The organism is Clostridioides sp. ZZV14-6154, from assembly GCF_020657785.1.
GTDB lineage: Bacteria > Bacillota > Clostridia > Peptostreptococcales > Peptostreptococcaceae > Clostridioides.
This window is the reverse complement of record NZ_JAGWCY010000001.1, coordinates 146251-166451: the sequence shown is the minus strand read 5'-3', so window position 1 is coordinate 166451 and position 20201 is coordinate 146251. Positions and strand designations below refer to the sequence as shown.

Here is a 20201-nt window from a genome sequence, read left to right as displayed (position 1 = left end):
TTTTACAAAATAACTTAATTTTATACTTTATAGTATATCATTTATTAAATTTATTTGTTATTGTTTTTCATACCCATGTACACTTTTTCAAAAGTTATAGGAAGCTCTCTTATACGAACTCCAGTAGCATTAAAGATTGCATTTGCAATTGCTGGTGCTGGCGTATGTATAACTATTTCTCCTAAAGATTTAGCTCCATAAGGTCCTCCTGGGTCAAAATTATCAGCAAAATCTACCAATATATTTCCTACTTCTTTTTTTGTAGGAACCTTATACTGCAAGAAACTGTCTGTCAATAACTTTCCATCTCTATCAAATTTAGGGTCTTCATACATTGTAAACCCTATTCCCATCATTACTCCACCTTCTACTTGTATTCTAGCTAATGTTGGATTTATAACTGTACCACAGTCTGGGACACATGCAAAATTTATTACCTTATATTCCCCTGTATTTTTATCTAATTCTATTTCAGCAAATCCTGCTATAAATGGTTTTATTCTTTTTAACATACCAAATGATTCTGTTGCTTCTAAAACAACTGGTACATCGTCACTTGAAAACCCAATACCTCCAACTGACTCTCTTCCTAATTCCTCTAATAACACAAATTTACTCTCATCATTCTTAACAAAAATTCTATCTTCACTTAACTCTAAATCTTCTTTTTTAGACCCGAGTTTAGATTCTGATATTGAAAGTAATATTTCTTTTAATTTGTTTGCTGTTTTTATTGTTGCATTTCCTGTAACTGTTGTAGTACAAGAAGCAAATGCACCTGTATCATATGGACATAGGTCCGAATCACCTGTATAAACAGATATTCTATCTACAGTCGTATTTAAAGTCTCAGCAGCAATTTGTGCTTGAATTGTATCAGCTCCTTGGCCTAAATCAGCAAGACCAGATAATAACTTATATGTCCCATCTTCATCCATTCGTATAGTCACTGTTGCCATATCCACACGTGGTATACCAGAACCATGATTTGCCACTGCCATACCTACTGCCCTTACCTTGTTATTGCCTATATCTTTACACGGATATTTATCATCCCAATTAATTAATTCTTTCCCTTTTTCTATACACTGTTTTAATTCACAGCTTAGTATTTCTTCTTCTGCTGCTTTTCCATTAGTATATCTATCTATTATGTTTTTAACTCTAAATTCAAGAGGGTCTATACCAACCTTATTAGCTAATTCATCAATAGCACTATCTATTGCAAATATGCCTTGTGTAGCTCCATAACCTCTAAGTGCACCTGCTGGCAATCTATTAGTATATACTGTTCTAGCATCAAATCTAACAGCATCAATATCATTATATATTGGTAATGTATTATGACCTGATTCTGAAGAAACAGAAACTCCATTACCACCATAGGCACCTGTATTATTTAGTGATTTTAATTCTATCGCCTTTAAATTTCCTTCTTTGTCTGCACCTACTCTAACATCAAAAAACATTTCATGCCTACTATTAGAACCTACAAAAGTTTCACTTCTTGTAAAAACGAATTTTGCTGGTCTTCCAGTTTTCATAGTCACAAATGCAGTAAATATATCTGTTGCTGCTATATTCTTTCCTCCAAATCCACCACCTATTCTAGGCTTTATTACCCTTATTTTAGAAGAAGGAATCCCCAATACTTTTCTAAGTATTCTCTTTACATTGTGTGGTGATTGTAATGATGACACAACAACAATCCTATCATTTATATCTTTATATGCATATGACCTATGAGTTTCCATCATACAATGTGATTGACTTTGAGTCTTATATGATGCTTCTACCACAAATTCACTTTCTTTAAGCTTAGCCTCAACATCACCAAACTCGAAAAACTCTTTTGATACTATATTATTTTTTGCATCTAATCCAAAAGGATATGGTTCTACTATATCTTGTTCTGGATGTATAATAACTTCATTTCCTTCTGCTTCTCTTGCATTAAATACAGGCTTTAAAATTTCATACTCTACTTTTATCATTTTTAAAGCTTTAATGGCTGTTTTTTCATCTTCTGCTGCTACTAATGCTACCTCATCTCCAACAAATCTAACCGTATCTTCAAGTAAGACTCTATCATAAGGAGATGCTTCTGGTTCTGTTTGACCTGGAACACAATATCTAACTTGTGGGACATCTTTATAAGTATAAATTCCTACAACTCCTGGAATTTTTTCAGCTTTTGACGTGTCTATATTCTTTATTTTGGCATGTGCATGTGGACTTCTAAGAAGTTTAACAGTCAAAACATCTTTATGCATAATAAGGTCTTCAGTATATAGAGGCTTTCCTGTCACAATTGCTGTACTATCTATCTTTCTTATCCCCTTATTAATCATTATCTATTACCTCCCTCAATAGCACTATACATCCTCTTAACTAGCGCACTTGCCATATCTATTCTATACTCTTTGCTTGCTCTCATATTACTTCCATAAATTAATTCTTTACCTACAATAATAGATGCTTTATCTATATCCTTTTCTTTACTCAATATATCACTTGCTTCAAGTGCTAATTTAGCCCTTTGAGGTCTTGCTCCAATTGCTATTTTATAAGTATCATTTTCTTTTAACATCGCTGAATTTAATATAGCAAAATCTCCTGTACATTTTCTTATTGAATCAAACACAGCTACTGCATCTTTCTTAGGAAGTATTACTTCAATTAATATATCTTTATTTAATTCACTATCTAAAAACTCATTTAGCTCTAATATTCCACTATTGTATAACCTTACCTTCGCACCAACAACTAAAAGTACTGGAATCAAGTCAGAAAAACCATATTTCGAAAATACACTAGCTCCAATTCTTGCTCCTTGTCTAAATTGAACACCAACTATATTAGAAACAGCACTTGAGACTATTCCACTACAATAATTTTTAATAGTTTTATTTATTTCTAAACTTCTCAAAGATGTATCTGCTCCTATTAGTATATTTTTTTCATCCTCTTTTATATAGTCTAGATTTATATCCTTTAAATCTATGGCTGTTCCTATGTTTTTATTGCTTAATTTTATAAATCCGCAACCACCTAAAATAACATTATTTTTTTTAGAAATTAAAATTTTATATGCTTCTTCCAGGCTTTGTGGAACAGAATATTCTTTTATAGTAACCATCTTATCCCCCTTATATCATATTTATTAAAACTTGAAATCTATTAAGTACATTGCTTTAATTTTTATAAATATATAGTAATCTTAATTTAGTTCTATTAATTTTTTACTCTATATATTTTCTTTTTTATCTTTTTTATTTTTATTGTCCTTACCTTTTGAAAATTTTATCATATATAAACCTTGAACTATTATGGCAACCATAGCTCCTGAAACTACACTCGAATCTGCAAGTAATGTTTCTATAAATTTTGGAGATTTTTCAAGCACTTGAGGAACCACCATAAATCCTATGCCAGCTGCCATAGAAAGACCTAATATCATACTATTTTCTTGATTAAAACCATCCATGCTAACAAGTCTTAATCCAGATGTTGTAAGAGTTGAAAATATTACGAGTGTTGCTCCTCCAACCACACAAGGAGGTATTGTTCTGATTAAATTAGCTAATAAAGGTGATACTCCTGCCAAAAATAATCCAATTCCTCCAATAGCTAATACAAATTTACTTATAATTTTTGTATTAGAAACGATTGCAGAATTTTGACCAAACATCCCCATTGGAGTAGCAGAAAATAATGCTCCTATTGTAGATAATACTCCATTTCCTAAAACAGCAGAAGAAAGTTCTTCATCTGTCACTTGTCTATTAAGCCCTCCTACTGCAGAAAGTGTACATGCTCCCATAATATCAGCTATTTCAACCAAATATATTATTGAAAACATTACTACAACCTCAATCTTTATATCTAATCCAAAAACAAGTGGTTTTGGAAGTGCAATCAAAGTAAACTCTTGAATTGAAGAAAAATTTACTATTCCCAACATTAGAGATAAAATATATCCAAAAATTATGCTAACTAGTATTGATGCATCTTTAAATAATCCTTTGCCATATTTATTTAATCCTAATATCATAAGTGATACAGCTATTCCAACTATAAAATTAATTGGTTGTCCAAATGTCTCATTCCCCATACCTCCAGCCAAGTTTTTTATTGCTATTGGGAAAAGTCCAAGACCCATACATGCAACTATCGTGCCAGATACAACTGGAGTAAATATAAATCTTATTTTTTTAAGACCAAAACTAATTATGATTATTACTATACCAGCAATTATTTGAGAACCAAATAACACAGGTAATCCATACTTGCCTGCAACAGAAACTCCAGCTCCTATGAACATTGCTGTAGCTCCCATTATAACTGGTATTCCTCCTCCCAATTTAAACCCTTTAAATAGTGGTATTGGATATAATTGTAACAAAGTTGATAATCCTGCAAAAATTAATGCAGCTTGAATCAATAGTGTAGACATTTTATAATCAAGTCCAGCTACATTTGCAATTAATATTGCTGGTAAACAACTACCTATTACCATTGCCATTAAGTGTTGTAACCCCAAAGGTATTGATTCCTTTAGTGGTGGTATTCCGTCTAATTCAAATTTTGATGTACTTTTTGCTTTCATAATAAAAACTCCCGTTACATAAAACTTATTGAATTATATAAATACTTAAAAATTTAATATATTAAATTAAATGACTTTTATAAATCTTACTATACTCAGTAATACATTTAAGTTTTCATACTTAAAAATCATGTGCAACAAATTTAATTATTAACAATCAAATTTATTCTATTATTTTGTATATGTTTTATAGTGCTTTACAAATATAAGAGTATTATAGCTATGGACCTTAAAATTTTTTACAACAATTCTAATCCAATCTAAATCTTTCAATCTTAATCATTATAAGTTATAAGTTTTCATAAGTATTTATATCTTGTAAGTTTTAAACATTTACCTATAAACGCTACTTTATAGATGCCACTTTAATTTTTAAGTGACCTCATACTTTCATATGAGCGTAGACTATTTCTTCATCTTCAGCATTACCTGTTAAGAGCAACCCGTTTCCACTATCAATCGCTTATAGTGTACTCTCTTTCGAGATAGTCGTTTGACCTTCCTATTTCTAGGCTTGGCGACCAAATGTCCATTGTAAAGTACTTAGGCTCTCACCATATACCATCCTTGCTATTGTTTCTGGTTTTCACCACATTCATAAAAGTTTCTTTCTATCTTTTATTGTAGTTGCAAGGCTTTAGGATTTACTGGTTTTAAAGTTGTGTCCTACATAAATTTCTTTATGTACGGGGCTAAAAGTACAACTTATTTAATATACTTTTTTATTACCCCCTGTAAATAATATTATTTACTCTTTCACTGTTTTTGTTATTAAATTAATTACATAATAATTAATTTGAGCATAAAATAATTTTCAAATTGAAAATCAAAATATTTATGAATATTTTATAATATAATTATCATAAGACAGAAAAACTTAATAAGCTATGTATCTCAGTTGTACCCATGTACTCTCCTTTACTATATTTGTATCTGCAACATAAAACATACAAGTTTCTATCTAGCTTATAGATATAAACCAATATCTATAATTAAAAATAGTAATAGTATTGTATAATACAATCTATGTATATTACTATTTATTATTTCTATAGAGCAATTTTAATGCCAATGTTTGCATACATTTGCATAGAATAAATTTTTTATACTTTCATTGATAAAAATTTACTTATTTCAACTGTTCTGTAATTTTTTATTAAGCAAATTTTAAATTTTATTTTTATGATATTTTTATAATTACATAAAAAAAAAGACCAAAAGTATTTTTCAAGTGATCTTTTCTCAAATTTTTATTTTAATTTCTAAAATTTATAATAAATAGTAAGATTATTATAAGCATCTATATTGTATATGAAAGTTTATACTTTTATGGATGATAAGTTAATGTAATTAAAAGATTATCTAGCTGATTTTAGTTTTACAATATCGCTCCAATTTTTGCTGGTAGCTAATTCTACTAAACTTAAATCTCTTCTTATTTCGGAAACATCTTCTTTTATGGCGTTTGTATCACCTTTTATATGTGCTATACTATGTTCCATATTATCATGAGTAGCTTTATTTATTTCAGAGTTATGTAATAAACTTCCTAAAATACTATTTTGTTCAATTTGTTGTTCTTTAATTGATTTACCTTCAGATTCTAAGGCATCTACTTTAACAGCTATTTCATATAGTTTTTCATTAACTATAATATTTTCTGCTTTAATTTCACTTATATCTTTACTTGCATTACTTATTTGATTTTGCATAGAGTTCATTTCTAATTTAACTTCATGTAAATTATCTTTCACTACATTTATTTCTTGTTTTACTTCATTCATTTCTTTCTTCATTACACTTACTTCTTGTTTTACTTCATTCATTTCTTTCTTTATCACACTTACTTCTTGTTTTATTTCATTCATTTCTTTCTTCATTACACTTACTTCTTGTTTTACTTCATTCATTTCTTTCTTCATTACACTTACTTCTTGTTTTACGCTGCTCATTTCTTCTTTCATTACACTTACTTCTTGTCTTACTTCTGACATGTCATTTTTCATTATACATATTTCTTGTTTTACTTCACTTATTTCTTCTTTCATTATACTTACTTCTTGTTTTACTTCTGACATATCATTTTTCATGCTAACCACGTCTTTATTTATAATATGTAATAATTCTAAAATTTTATCTTCCACTTACATCACCATCCCTATTAATTATTATAACATCTTATACAAATGCTATACAATGTTAACATATATATCTAAAATAGTTATCATAAATTTAATTAATAAAATTATTACTTATAATTACTACAAAAAATAATTAATATATATATATATATCTAAAAATAATAATTACAAACAAAAGGATACCATTTTAATATGGTATCCTTTATTTGTATCTAAATTTTTATCTTTTAAAATTATATTTTTTATAAAACATCTTATGCATTTAATTCTGGACATGAAATTTTTCTTCCAAGTGCTTTTGGTTTACATACTGATATGCAAAGACCACAATATCTACATTCATCTTCATTCAATTCCATCTTATCATTTAATTTTCTAGCTTGATATGCACACACTCTTTCACACATCTTACATTTAGTACATTTTTCTTCATCATAAGTAAATTCAAAACTAAGTCTTTCATTTACCTCTCCCATATGCTTATGTACTATCCCACAAGCATTTTCTATAGTTCTATATCCTAGTCTTTCAAGATTAGAATTTAGGTCATTGTGTATTTTAGCTATTACTTGAGCTCCTTTTAATATTACTACTGAGCATATACCAACAAAGTCAGCACCTGCCATAATCATCTCTAAAGCATCATCTCCACTTACACATCCACCTAATCCAATTATAGGTATATTTACTTCTTTTTTTATTTCATATATTCTTTGTAGAGTTATTGGTTTAATAGTTTCTCCACTTAAATATCCAATTCCATTTCCACCTAATAAAGGTTGCCCAGTTTCTATATCTATTCTAAGTGCTGGTCCTACAGAATCACAAGCAGTTATTGCATCTGCTCCTGCTTCTTCTAATTTTTTAGCAAAAGCCCCTATTTCATCTATCATAGGAGGAAGTTTAACTATTATTGGTATATTCACTCTCTCTTTCGCATCTTTAAGCATTGGTATTAAATCTCTATAGTCATAAGATACCAACTCGATAAAATCAGCTCCTGCATTTGCAACCTTTTCTACTAGTTCACTACTTTCTTCTATTGTATGACCTATTGAAGCTATACATACAGTTCCATCTTTTTTCATTTGTGGTATTTCAAAATCTATCCATTGCTCTGGTTCAAAATCTGTCCATTTCTCATTATTTAAAAGAGCATTGGCTGTATTTCTCACCATATGAGGTGCTGGATTTATAGCTCTTTCTTTTCTTATTGTCTTAGTAACAACTGCCCCTGCTCCTGCATCACTTAGTATCTTACATCCAGCTGCACTATATGTCAACGGACCTGAACCTATTATAAAAGGTGATTTTAATTCTTTCCCTAAAAAATTATACATTATTTACTTCCCCTTTTCATATTTATTTACATTTATTAAAACTTCCAGAATTCACAGGCAACATCTTTCATTTCTTTAACAATAACTTTTTTATCTAAGTCAACTAATTGTTTTTCTTTTAAAATATGTTTACCATCTATGTATACATTTGATATAAATTCTTTTTTACCTTGCACTACTATCTGGTCAAATATATTATCAAGTGTTACAGGAGTTTTAAATTCATCTTCCATAACTACTATATCTGCTTTATTACCAACTGTTATTTTTCCTGATTTTTGAAGCCCTAATGCATAAGCACCATGTTCTGTTGCCATCTTAAATACTAAACTTGCTGGCATTACAGACGCATCTTCTTCAACTGATTTATGCATTAAAAACGCACCTCTCATAACTTCAAAAAAATCATTTATATATCCATCTGTACCTAATGCTACTTTTATGCCTTTTTTAATCATTCTTGGAACTGGAGAAAAACCGCCACCTACTTCACAGTTACTAAGAGGCATGTGAACTACCTTTACACCTTTCTCCTTTAATATGTCTATCTCTTCATCATCTACTTTTACACATTGAGATGCTAATACAGTCTCATCTAATATATCTAAATCATTGTAGTAATCAACTGCTTTTTTATTAAAGTGTTTTTTAGAGTAGTTTGGTTCATATATACTCTCACATAAATGGAATTGCATTGGTGCATCTAATTTTCTTGCATCTTCTTTAGCTTTTTTGATAAATTTATCTGAACATGTAAAACTAGTATGTGTACACATTATTCCATTTATTAATTTACTGTTTTCTCTGCTCCATTTTATTAAATTAGAATTTTCATCTAAACATCTTAATCCATTTTCATAACTTATTCTTTCACAACTTTCTAGAGATAAAACTGCTTTCATTCCTATTTCTTCTAGTATCTTACCTTGCTCAATTAAAGTTCCTTTTTCTGTATTTGGAGCTTCTAGAGTGTCACAAAATGCTACTACACCAGATTCTATAAGTTCTATTGCAGACGCTTTAGTTGTGGCTTTTACTTCCTTTAATCCTATTCTATTTTCTATAAATGGCCACCAATAGTCATTTAAAAACCCTTCGAAATCAGTAAAATGTACATTTGCTGGTATTCCTCTAGAAAGCACTCCATATTGATGCATATGCCCATTGATAAAGCCTGGCATTACTATAGCATCTGATTTATTTATTATCTCTGTAATATCTTTATATTTTAATTCAACTTCTTCATTTGGCAATATATCTTTTATAATGTCATTTTCTATTACAACGGCATAATTTGTATATATTTCATCAGCAGAAGATATTAAGTATTTACTTTTTATAGCAACCATTTATTTACCTCCCTGATTTAGTTTCTTCATAGCCATATAAACCTTTTCAGAAGTTATAGGAAGTTCTCTTATATTCACACCCACTGCATTAAAAATTGCATTTGCTATTGCTGGTGCTGGTGTATGAATAACTATTTCTCCTAAAGATTTTGCTCCATATGGTCCTGTTGGTTCATAATTATCCACAAAGTCTACTAATATATTTCCTATATCCTTTTTTGTTGGAACTTTATATTGTAACAAATTAGAAGTCTGAAGTTTCCCATCAGAACCATGTCTAGGGTCTTCATACATTGCAAGCCCTATACCTTGAGTTACTCCTCCTTCAACTTGTATTCTGGCAAGTGCAGGATTCATAACTGTACCACAATCAGTTGAACAAGCATAGTTTATCACTTTAAACTCACCTGTTGTTTTATCTAGTTCAATCTCTGCAAAACCTGCTAAGAATGGTTTTGCACTCTCTTTTATACCATAAGATTCAGATGAATATAAAACATCTTGATTTCCACCACCAACAGATTCTCTTCCTAATTCACTTAATAAAACAAATTTTTCTACGTCCTCACTATGACAAACTCTATCTTCATATAATATTAAATCATCTATTGGTAAGTCTAATTTTTTCTGAGCCACTTTTAATATCTTTTGTTTCAAACTTTCAGCAGATTTTATTGTAGCATTTCCAGTTACATAAGTAGTACAAGAAGCATATGCACCAGTATCATATGGACACATATCTGTATCTCCTGTATAAACGGAAATTCTATCAATAGATGTATTTAATGTCTTGGCAGCAATTTGTGCAAGTATTGTATCAGAACCAGTTCCTAAATCTGAAGACCCAGAAAATAACTTGTAAGTTCCATCCTCATCCATTCTCATATTGACTATTGCCATATCTATATTAGCTATACCAGAACCATGAGTTCCAACTGACATTCCAACAGCTCTTACTTTATTATTTCCAATGTCTATAACAGGGTATTTTTCATCCCATCCAATTAGCTTTTTACCTCTAATTATACATTCATCAAGTGCACAACTTCTTATTGGAAAATTCATTATTCCGCCTTCAGTTTGCTTTTTTATAATATTCTTCAACTTTATTTCTGTTGGGTCCATATTAAGTTTATGTGCTAATTCGTCTATTGCACAATCAAGTGCAAATGTCCCCTGAGTTGCTCCGTATCCTCTCAACGCTCCCCCTGGAACCAAGTTAGTATATACAGTTCTTCCATCAAACTTTATTGCAGGTACATTATTATATGTTGGAAGTACATTATGCCCTGACTCGGAACAAACTGAAGGTCCATTGTCACCATAAGCACCTGTATTGTTTAATGCTTTCATATCTATAGCTTTTATATTTCCTTCTTTATCTGCTCCAATCTTTATGTCAAAGAACATCTGATGTCTAGTGTTAGTCATTGCAAAAGTTTCTTCTCTAGTATATATAAGTTTTGCTGGTCTTTTCGTCATCCAAGTTACAAATGATGCATATATCTCTGTTACAGCTATATTTTTTCCACCAAAACCTCCACCTATCCTTGGTTTTATTACTCTCACCTTTGAAAGAGGTATTCCTAATGCTCTAGAAACCTGTCTTCTCATATGATAAGCTGATTGATTTGCAGAAGTTACTACTAGTCTACCATTAGTGTCTATATACGTGTAAGCTCTATGAGTTTCCATCATACAATGTGCTTGTGATTGAGTCATATAAGATTCTTCTACTATTACATCACACTCTTTAAACTCTTTTTCTACATCACCTTTACCCATTTTCTCTCTTGATACTATATTTTTTGTAGCATCTAATCCAAAATCAAATGGACAAAATAAGTCATCTTCTTCATGTATTAAAATTTTATTACCTTCTGATTCTCTTGCATCTAATATTGGTGTCATTACTTCATATTCAACTTTTATGAGTTTCATTGCTTTAATAGCTGCTCTTTCATCTTCAGCCGCTATTATAGCAACTTCATCTCCTACATATCTCACTATATCTTCAAGTATTAATTGGTCATGAGGTGATGCTTCTGGATATGATTCTCCTACCATTGAATATCTATAATTTGGTACATCTTTGTAAGTAAATATATCTACTACACCTTTTACTTTTAATGCATTTTTTATATCAATATTTTTTATTTTTGCAAAAGCATGTGGGCTTCTAAGAAGTTTAACAGTCAAAACATCTCTATGAAAAATTAAATCTTCAGTATATATTGGCTTACCAGTAACAATGGCTTCACTATCTATTTTTCTTACTTCTTTATTTACCATTAAACTCACCCCCAATACTATTATACATTCTAACAACTAATGCTTTTGCCATATCTTGTCTATACTCTTTACTTCCTCTTATGTTACTTCCAAATGAAAGTTCTTCACTTGATATATCTCCAGCTTTGTCTGCATCATTTTCTAAACTTAGCACTTCACTTGCTTTGTAGGCAATCTTTGCTCTTCTTGGTCTAGCTCCTATTGCAATTTTATAAGAATTTCCTTCTTTTAACATTGCCCCATTTAATACTGCAAAATCACCTGTACATTTTCTTATTGAATCAAATACACCTATAGCATCTTTTTTAGGTAATATAATTTCTATTAATATATCTTTTTCAAGCTCACTTTCTAAAAAGTCAGCTAAATTCATAACCCCTTTTTTATATAACTTAACCTTTGCATCTACTACTAGTAATGAAGGTATTAAATCTGAAAATCCATACTTAGCAAATACGCTAGCTCCCACTCTAGCTCCACTTCTAAATTGAACTCCTACTATATTAGAAACAGCGTTTGAAATTACTCCACTACAGTAATTTTTAATAACCTTATTTAATTCTAAAGTTCTTAAACTTGTATCTGCTCCAATTAATATACTATCCTCAGTTTCATTTATATAATCTAAACCTAGGTCTTTTAAATCTATTGCTGAACCAATATTTTTGCTACCTAGTTTTAAAAATCCGCAGCCTCCAAGTATTATGTTGTTTTTTCTTGATATTAGCAGTTCATAAGCTTCATCTAAACTTTTTGGAACTACATATTCCTTTATAGTTATCATATTCTCTCCCCATATCAATTTAATTTTCACTTAAAAAGTTTAAGTGTTCAAATATTTATGTATTGCTCTTAGTTGACCTTTATATCCTGTACATCTACAAAGATTTCCATTTACATAATCTATAACTTCTTCTTCTGTTGGATTTTGAAGTTCTCTTTTCATTGCTAAAACCATCATTATAAATCCAGGAGCACAAAATCCACATTGGTCAGCTCCTTCATCCGCAAGAAAATCCCCAAATTTCTTAGCTTCATCTACTACGCCTTCAAGTGTTGTAATACGTTGTCCCTCTACTCTAGCAGTAAGATAATTACAAGACAACACAGCTTTGTCATTTACCATTACTGTACATAGACCACATGAGCCAGTATCACATCCTTTTTTAACACTTACATATCCATTTTCCCTTAATGTATCTGCTAAAAAATCATCTGGTCTTATATTCAATTCTTTTTCTTTATTATTTATGGTACATTTGATAATCAAATAAATCACCTCAAAACTAATATTTTTAAGTTAAAGTCTATACTACACTTAATTTATTTAAGAATAATATTATATTTATTAATAAAGGTTATTCCATTTATGACCTTCCATTCTATTCTTTATAGCTCCTCTTACACAAAGTCTCTCAGCTGTATCTTGAGCATCTTTTAATACTTTTTCTTCATTAGTTGTTAATATTTTTGAGTCTTCCATTATTATATTTCCATCCACTATAACACTCTCTATATTTTTCATGCTAGAAGAATATACTAATGTAGACACCGGATTATGCATAGGTATTGCTTTTGGTGAAAGCATTGGATTAAATATTAGTAAATCTGCTTTTTTACCAATCTCTAATGAACCTATCTCATCTTCCATTCCAATAGCTCTTGCTCCATCTATAGTCGCTAGTTCAAGAACTTTTTCTGCTGACATTGCTAATGGGTCACATTTATTAACTTTATGTTGAAGTGCTGTTAATTTCATAAGTTCAAGCATATCTTGAGAGTTATTGCTAGCAGCTCCATCTACGCCTAAGCTAACTGTTATTCCTTTTTTAAGCATTTCTGGTACTGGTGCAACTCCTGAAGATAAATACATATTACTTGCTGTGTTATGAGATACCTTCATGTCATATTTTTTAGTAAGTTCCATATCCTCTTCAGTTAAATATACACAATGTACCATAAGCACATTTGGTCCAAGTATTCCTAATTTCTTTAAAACATCTATGTCATATTGCCCATGCAATTCTTTTGCTGCTTCTCTATCAAAAGGAGTTTCTGATATATGTACTGTAAATAAAGCATCATCATATTCTTTTACTACTCTCCATAGCATCTCAAGCATTTCTTGAGAATTTGACCATATTGCTGCTGGAGCTACTCCTATTTTGATTCTTCCATTCTCTGTATTGTGGTGTTTTTCAAACAATCTTCTTACATCTTTTTCAACCGTTTCTACATCTTGCATTATTCCAGGATGAACTCCAAATTGAGCACCTGTATTCATACATCCTCTTCCAAGTATTCCTCTTATTCCTAATTCTTTATAAGCATCTATTATTCCATCACAAAGACCTTGTTTACTGTGAGGGTACATATAGTCAACCATTGTTGTTATACCACTTCTAAGACCTTCCACACAGCCAAGCATTGCAGCATCATAAGTGTCCTTTGGCTCTAAATAATTGGCTGCTGGAAATGTCATAGTTTCTAGCCAATCTTTAAGTACCATATCATCTCCTAACCCTTTTAATAAAGTTTGGAATAAATGATTATGTGTATTTATAAAACCTGGGAATAGGACTTTGCCTTTAGCATCTATTACCTTTTTAACATCAGTGTACTTACTTTCTATTTCTTTAGAATTCCCAATATCTGCAATCTTGTTATCTTTTACTACTAATGCCCCATCAAAAATAACTTCTCTCTCTTTGTTTACAGTTACTATTATGGCATTCTTAATAAGTATATCTATCATTCTTATTTCCCCCCGCATTATTTAGTAATTTTTCTTTTAATATATTGACCTGTTGGTTGCTCCACGATATTACAACTTTGTACTATATGCTTTCCTCTTAAAAAAACATCTTCAACTTTACATTTGACCTTAACTCCCTCATATGGAGTATAATCTACATTTTGTTTTTGATTCTTATAACTGATTATTTCTTCTTTATCTGTATTTAAAATCACTATATCTGCATCACTTCCTACAGCTATTTCACCTTTTTTAGGATACATCCCAAATATTTTAGCAGCATTTGTGGAAGTAACTTCTACAAATTTATTTACACTTATTCTATTTTCCAAAACCCCATATGTATATAAAAGAGATAACCTATGTTCAACACCTGGTGCTCCATTTGGTATTTTACTAAAATTATCAATTCCCAAATCTTTTTGACCTTTAAAATTAAATGAACAATGGTCTGTACCCACGGTCTGAATATCGCCCTCAGACAAGCCTTTCCAAAGAAAATCTATATCTTCTTTTTTTCTAAGTGGAGGAGACATTACATATTTAGCTGCCTCAAACTCATCCTTATTGTATAAACTGTCTTCTAATAATAGATATTGCGGACATGTTTCTACTATCATATCTACACTTTTTTGTCTAGCTATCTTTACAATTTCTAGTGACTCTTTACAACTTAGGTGAACTACATATGATTTTGAGTTTGACAATTCAGTTATATCAGCAAGTCTTGAAACAGCCTCTTTCTCAACTATGTTTGGTCTTGTAAGTGGATGATATTTAGTTTCTAAATCTCCATTTTGTAAACGTTCTTCTATTAATGCATCCAATAAATCTCCATTCTCACAATGAAATTCAACTATACAACCTAGGTTTTTAGCTTCCTTTAGTACTTTGTATATTGTTCCATCATCTACTTTCATACCTTCATATGCCATATACATTTTAAAGGATACTATTCCATCTGAAATAAGCTTTTCCATGTGCGTAAATGTATCTTTATCTAAGCATGTGATTGTCATGTGAAACCCATAGTCACAATAACAATTTCCACTTGCTTTTTTATGATATGTTTTTATACCCTGTATTAGATTTTCTCCTTCACTTGATTCTGCAAAGTCTAGTATAGTAGTAGTCCCTCCAGCTATAGCCGCTCTTGTTCCTGTTTTAAAGTTATCAGCAGTAGTTATAGAGCCTGCATTCATATCAAAGTGAGTATGTGTATCTATACCTCCAGGAATTATAAGTCTCCCTGTAGCATCAATTACTTTATCATTATTTATTTCTAAATTATTTCCTATTTCAATTATCTTTTCATCTTCTATTCTTAAATCACTTATATAAGTTTTATCAGAGGTAATTATAGTTCCACCTCTTAGTATTGTTCCCATATATACCTCCTAACTTTTAAGCTCTAGTAAATTCTCTTAGTATTTTAATTTTATATTATTTACATAACTTTATGTTTGCCAAAGGTGCTATATTTAGCACCTCTAGACTATATTTAAATAATTTATTGTGAACTAAATATTATTTTCCATATACAGATTTTAATATTCCATAGTAACCTTCTGTTCCTATAAATAATTGTTCTTGTTCTATGTACTCATCTATTGTATGAGCAAGATTTTCTTTAGAAGGACCAAATCCTATAGTTTTTATTCCAGCCTCACCTGCATAATGGCTTCCGTTCGTACAGAATGAGTATTGAGTTATTTCTGAATCTATTCCAGCTTCTTTTAATCCTTTGTATGCTGCTTGAACAAATTCATCATTTTCATCATATAACCAACCTGGGAAGAATCTTTCACTTTCTATAGTATTTCCTGTATAACAGTCAGCTTTTTCAGATGCATAAGAAACTTTTGCATTTAATTCTGAGTCTTCTTTCATCATTTCATCTAATAATGCTTGTATTGGAGCTAGTACTCCTTCTCTTGTTTCTCCAACCAATAATCTTCTATCAAAAGTAGCTTTACAGTAATCTGGCACTACTGATGCTCCTGGATATGGAGAAGATTTTATATCTGTTAAAACTAATATTCCATCACCTAACACTGGATGAGTTGGAGGTACTAATTGTTGTATTTTTTGAATTACATTAGCCATTTTATAAACTGCATTTACACCTTTTTCTGGATTAGCAGAGTGAGCTGGTTTACCAAAAGTCTCTACAACTATTTCTCCTCTACCTCTTTGACCAATCTTTAAGTTTAATTCTGAAGATTCTCCTATTACAACATAATCAGGTTTAACAGCTTTACTTATTTCTCTAGCTGAAACTCCTTCAAATATTTCTTCATGAACAACTCCTGCTACATATAGTTCTCCAGCAAAATCTTTATTAGTGTCTTTAGCAAAATACGCTACAGCAGACATCATTGCAGTATACTGACCTTTCATATCAGAAGTTCCTCTACCATATATCTTTCCATCTACGATTTTTCCTTCAAAAGGAGGAACACTCCATTTACTTGCATCTGGAACTGGAACTGTGTCTATATGACCATCAAATAATATCTTTTTACCTGGTCTATTTCCTTTTATGCATCCCACTATATTTCCATATCTATCTCTTGACCAGCTATCAAAACCTAATTTTTCAAAAGATTCTTCTATTGCTTTTACAACCCCTTCTTCATTTCCAGAAGAGCTAGGATTTTGGATTAATTTTTGACATATCTCAGTTACTTCTTGTTTTCTTTGTTCATTTAGCATTTCGTTATCCCCCTAGATTTTATAAATATATATTTTAATTTAAGTCTTTATAATTTATATAATTTCTAAATTTTAGAACTTATATGTCTTTTTAATATGTAAATTGTTATTTGATGAATATAATATTTTAATAATCGTCTATATACTTGGATACTCTCCATCCCAAACTATACTTCTGTATTTATCAGGGTCAGTATCTCCTTCTGTACTTATTAAAAGTATTCTTGAATTTTCATCCAACTTTAAATCTCTTCTTAAGTCAGCTAAATCTTCTCTTTCCATAGCTGCTATTAAAAGACCAGTTGTAACTGCTCCAGATTCTCCAGAGATTACTTTTTCATCACCATTTAAAGGATTTCCCAATGTTCTCATACCTTTAGCAGAAACCCAGTCTGGTGCTGAAACGAATGCTGCTGCATGATTTTTTAATACTTCAAATCCTATAGTATTTGGTTCCCCACAAGCAAGACCTGCCATTATAGTTGGCATATCTCCACCTACAAATCTTGGTTTTCCATCTCCTGCTTCTGCTGATTTATAGTAACAATCTGCCTCATCAGCTTCTACTACTACTGTTATCGGGCATTCGTCATATATTGAAGCAACATATCCTTGAACTGCACCAGCAAGTGAACCAACTCCTGCTTGCACAAATACATGTGTTGGTCTATCTACTCCATATTCTTTTAATTGTTCTATAGCTTCTTGAGCCATAGTTCCATATCCTTGCATTATCCATGCTGGTATTTCTTCATATCCGTCCCATGCTGTATCTTGAACCATTACACCATGGTCATCAGCTTCTGCATAATCATTAGCTAATCTTACTGCATCATCATAATTTAGGTCTGTTATACTAGCATCTGCACCTTCTCCCTTGATTTTATTTAATCTAAATTCAGAAGAACCTTTTGGCATTAATACAACAGATTTCTGACCTAATTTATTAGCTGTCCAAGCAACTCCTCTACCATGATTTCCATCTGTAGCTGTAAAGAAAGTTATTTCTCCTAATTGTTCTTTTATTTCTTTTGAAATTAATTTTTCATATCCTAACTCTGATATATCTGTATCTAATCTTTGAGCTAAGTATTTACCCATAGAGTAAGAACCACCCAAAACTTTAAATGCATTTAATCCAAATCTGTAAGATTCATCCTTTACATATACTCCTGCAACACCTAATTTTTTTGCTAAACCTTCTAGGTTTGCTAATGGAGTTTCTTTATATTGAGGAAAGCTTTTATGGAAGTTTCTAACCTTAGTTATTTCTTCTTCATTTAAAAATTTGATACAATTTTCCTTATCGCCCTTTGGCAGATTGTTTACTTTCCATTTAATTTCTTTTAGCATCTAAAATACCTCCAAATTATTGTTAAATTTTTATACTCTATATATTAGCAATTAACATGCCAACACTTAACATATATCGAATATTTTTCTATAGCTATTTAGCATAGAATTTGCAATACTTTCAACTTTTTTTACCTTTATCTATTGGATTATCTAATGTATATAGAATTTGATAATAAAAAAACCTTTTTTATCTTCTCACTTTTTAATTCTCATTTTTAAAATTTAAAAATTAATACTTAAAATGTATTCCTTATGTATTTTTTGACATAGAAATTTTAACAAAATACATAAAAGGAGCTGTCTCAAAATAGATATAAGCTTCTTTTTCATTGTTGAAATGATGAAAATATATTTGATTTCATACAAAAAAGGGTGTCTCATGAACTAAAAAGTTCATTTTGAGACACCCACTTTTACTGAGTAAATAGTAAAAATTCGACTCGTATGTATATAAGTACTTATGATATATCACAAACCTAAACATTATGGGCATTTATGTTCTCTTTCTAACACTACACCAAAACTTTTTATAAACTCGTTTTATAAAGCTAAGTTAGAATAAGACAGCAATCTGAATAAATAGCTGACCTTCTGTAACTGTATCAACTTAGTTTTCAGTTGCAGTATTTGCTGATAAAGCAAAACCAACAATTTTACCTTTAGCATTTACATAAATGATTGCAGATTTATACTTATTATTTTTCAAATTAAAGTAAAATGCTACATTTCCTCTTTCTCCTGGAGTTTCAATTTTATATCTGGCATATCCAGATGTCTTTATTTTTTTTGAAAAAGTAAATGCTTCTGCAGATTTTCTCATTTCTTGTATTTCATTATCAGTGTATTTCCCTTTATTAAGCAAGTTTTCTTCCTCAACTGTCTCAAGTAGCACCAAGGTAGCATCACTATAATTAGAGTTTACCTGTTCATAGCCAGCACAATATTTAGCAACAGTTGCTTTCATATCTTGTTTAGGTTCCCACCAGTTAAAAGAAACAGAACGCTCACCATCATATGCTGATATATCAACAACAAGTTTGCTCCCTTCTGGTATATGTGTATTAAGCATATTTGAAAACGAATTTATAGCAGATACAGTCAATTTTTCAGTTAACATAGATGCTGCCACTCCTTGTGAACGTACATAAATCACGTCTCCTGTTCCTTTTTTAATGTTGACATTATCAAATGATACGGAATAGTAATCTGTGTATTCGTTTTTTCCCTTGACTGTCCAAGTAAAGATTAAAGAAGAATCTGTTTTGTCAAAACTCGAGGAAGTAATTTTAGCCTCTCCTGGAACTTTCACTCCCAATTGTTCTTTGATGGCTACTTTTGCAGGCTCCTCATATGGTGACAAAGAGGACAGAGGCACACCAAGTTCAACAGAATCACTATTGTTCATATTTCCATCAGCATTAACTTCCAATACCGTCCCATCAAAATCAGAGTTACTACTTAATTTTTGTGATGTTTTATCATTACACGCACTTAACATAACCGAACACAATATAATAATTGGAACAACTATTTTTTTCATATTCTTACCATCCTTTTAGGCCATTACATCTCAAACCAATTTATTTTAGTACTCCAATGGTGTACCTTTATAGGTTAAAACTAGCTTATATGAATGTCAAGTCC

At 30.5% G+C, this 20201-nt stretch carries 14 protein-coding genes; all 14 read right to left on the bottom strand.

The features are described from left to right. Positions 1 to 50 precede the first annotated feature (50 nt). The gene (locus KGF45_RS00695) at positions 51 to 2351 is read right to left on the bottom strand and encodes a xanthine dehydrogenase family protein molybdopterin-binding subunit (RefSeq protein ID WP_227841600.1); all 2301 of its coding nucleotides are present in this window, start codon (positions 2349 to 2351) and stop codon (positions 51 to 53) included. After that, complete coding sequence (locus KGF45_RS00690) at positions 2351 to 3139, bottom strand: FAD binding domain-containing protein (protein ID WP_227841599.1); 789 nt, start codon at positions 3137 to 3139, stop codon at positions 2351 to 2353. The genes KGF45_RS00695 and KGF45_RS00690 overlap by 1 nt, the downstream gene beginning before the upstream one ends. Positions 3140 to 3247: 108 nt before the next feature. Further along, positions 3248 to 4609, bottom strand: a complete 1362-nt coding sequence (locus KGF45_RS00685; RefSeq protein WP_227829385.1) for a uracil-xanthine permease family protein — start codon at positions 4607 to 4609, stop codon at positions 3248 to 3250. Positions 4610 to 5967: 1358 nt separating this feature from the next. Beyond that, positions 5968 to 6753, bottom strand: coding sequence for a hypothetical protein (locus tag KGF45_RS00680; RefSeq protein ID WP_227829386.1), 786 nt, complete (start codon positions 6751 to 6753; stop codon positions 5968 to 5970). 251 nt (positions 6754 to 7004) lie between these two features. After that, positions 7005 to 8090: a dihydroorotate dehydrogenase gene (locus KGF45_RS00675; RefSeq protein WP_227841598.1), complete on the bottom strand. Its 1086-nt coding sequence runs from the start codon at positions 8088 to 8090 to the stop codon at positions 7005 to 7007. A 35-nt stretch (positions 8091 to 8125) separates the two neighbouring features. Beyond that, the gene (locus tag KGF45_RS00670; RefSeq protein WP_227841597.1) at positions 8126 to 9439 is read right to left on the bottom strand and encodes an amidohydrolase family protein; all 1314 of its coding nucleotides are present in this window, start codon (positions 9437 to 9439) and stop codon (positions 8126 to 8128) included. After that, positions 9440 to 11731 carry a molybdopterin cofactor-binding domain-containing protein gene (locus KGF45_RS00665; RefSeq protein ID WP_227829389.1) on the bottom strand — a complete coding sequence of 764 codons (2292 nt, stop codon included), beginning with the start codon at positions 11729 to 11731 and terminating at the stop codon, positions 9440 to 9442. Continuing rightward, a complete protein-coding gene (locus KGF45_RS00660; protein WP_227829390.1) occupies positions 11721 to 12515 on the bottom strand; it encodes an FAD binding domain-containing protein in 795 nt (264 codons plus the stop codon). Before KGF45_RS00660 ends, KGF45_RS00665 begins: the two co-directional genes overlap by 11 nt. A gap of 39 nt (positions 12516 to 12554) precedes the next feature. Next, entirely contained in the window at positions 12555 to 13001 is a 447-nt protein-coding gene (locus KGF45_RS00655; protein WP_227829391.1) for a (2Fe-2S)-binding protein, read from the bottom strand. 78 nt (positions 13002 to 13079) lie between these two features. Next, the gene (locus KGF45_RS00650) at positions 13080 to 14486 is read right to left on the bottom strand and encodes an amidohydrolase (RefSeq protein ID WP_227829392.1); all 1407 of its coding nucleotides are present in this window, start codon (positions 14484 to 14486) and stop codon (positions 13080 to 13082) included. 17 nt (positions 14487 to 14503) lie between these two features. Beyond that, positions 14504 to 15874, bottom strand: a complete 1371-nt coding sequence (gene hydA, locus KGF45_RS00645) for a dihydropyrimidinase (protein ID WP_227829393.1) — start codon at positions 15872 to 15874, stop codon at positions 14504 to 14506. Positions 15875 to 16013: 139 nt separating this feature from the next. After that, positions 16014 to 17201: a YgeY family selenium metabolism-linked hydrolase gene (locus KGF45_RS00640; protein WP_227829394.1), complete on the bottom strand. Its 1188-nt coding sequence runs from the start codon at positions 17199 to 17201 to the stop codon at positions 16014 to 16016. 138 nt (positions 17202 to 17339) lie between these two features. Beyond that, positions 17340 to 18554 (bottom strand): diaminopropionate ammonia-lyase, encoded by a 1215-nt coding sequence (gene dpaL, locus KGF45_RS00635; protein ID WP_227829395.1) that lies wholly within the window; start codon positions 18552 to 18554, stop codon positions 17340 to 17342. 610 nt (positions 18555 to 19164) lie between these two features. Next, positions 19165 to 20097 carry a hypothetical protein gene (locus tag KGF45_RS00630; protein WP_227841596.1) on the bottom strand — a complete coding sequence of 311 codons (933 nt, stop codon included), beginning with the start codon at positions 20095 to 20097 and terminating at the stop codon, positions 19165 to 19167. Positions 20098 to 20201 lie beyond the last annotated feature (104 nt).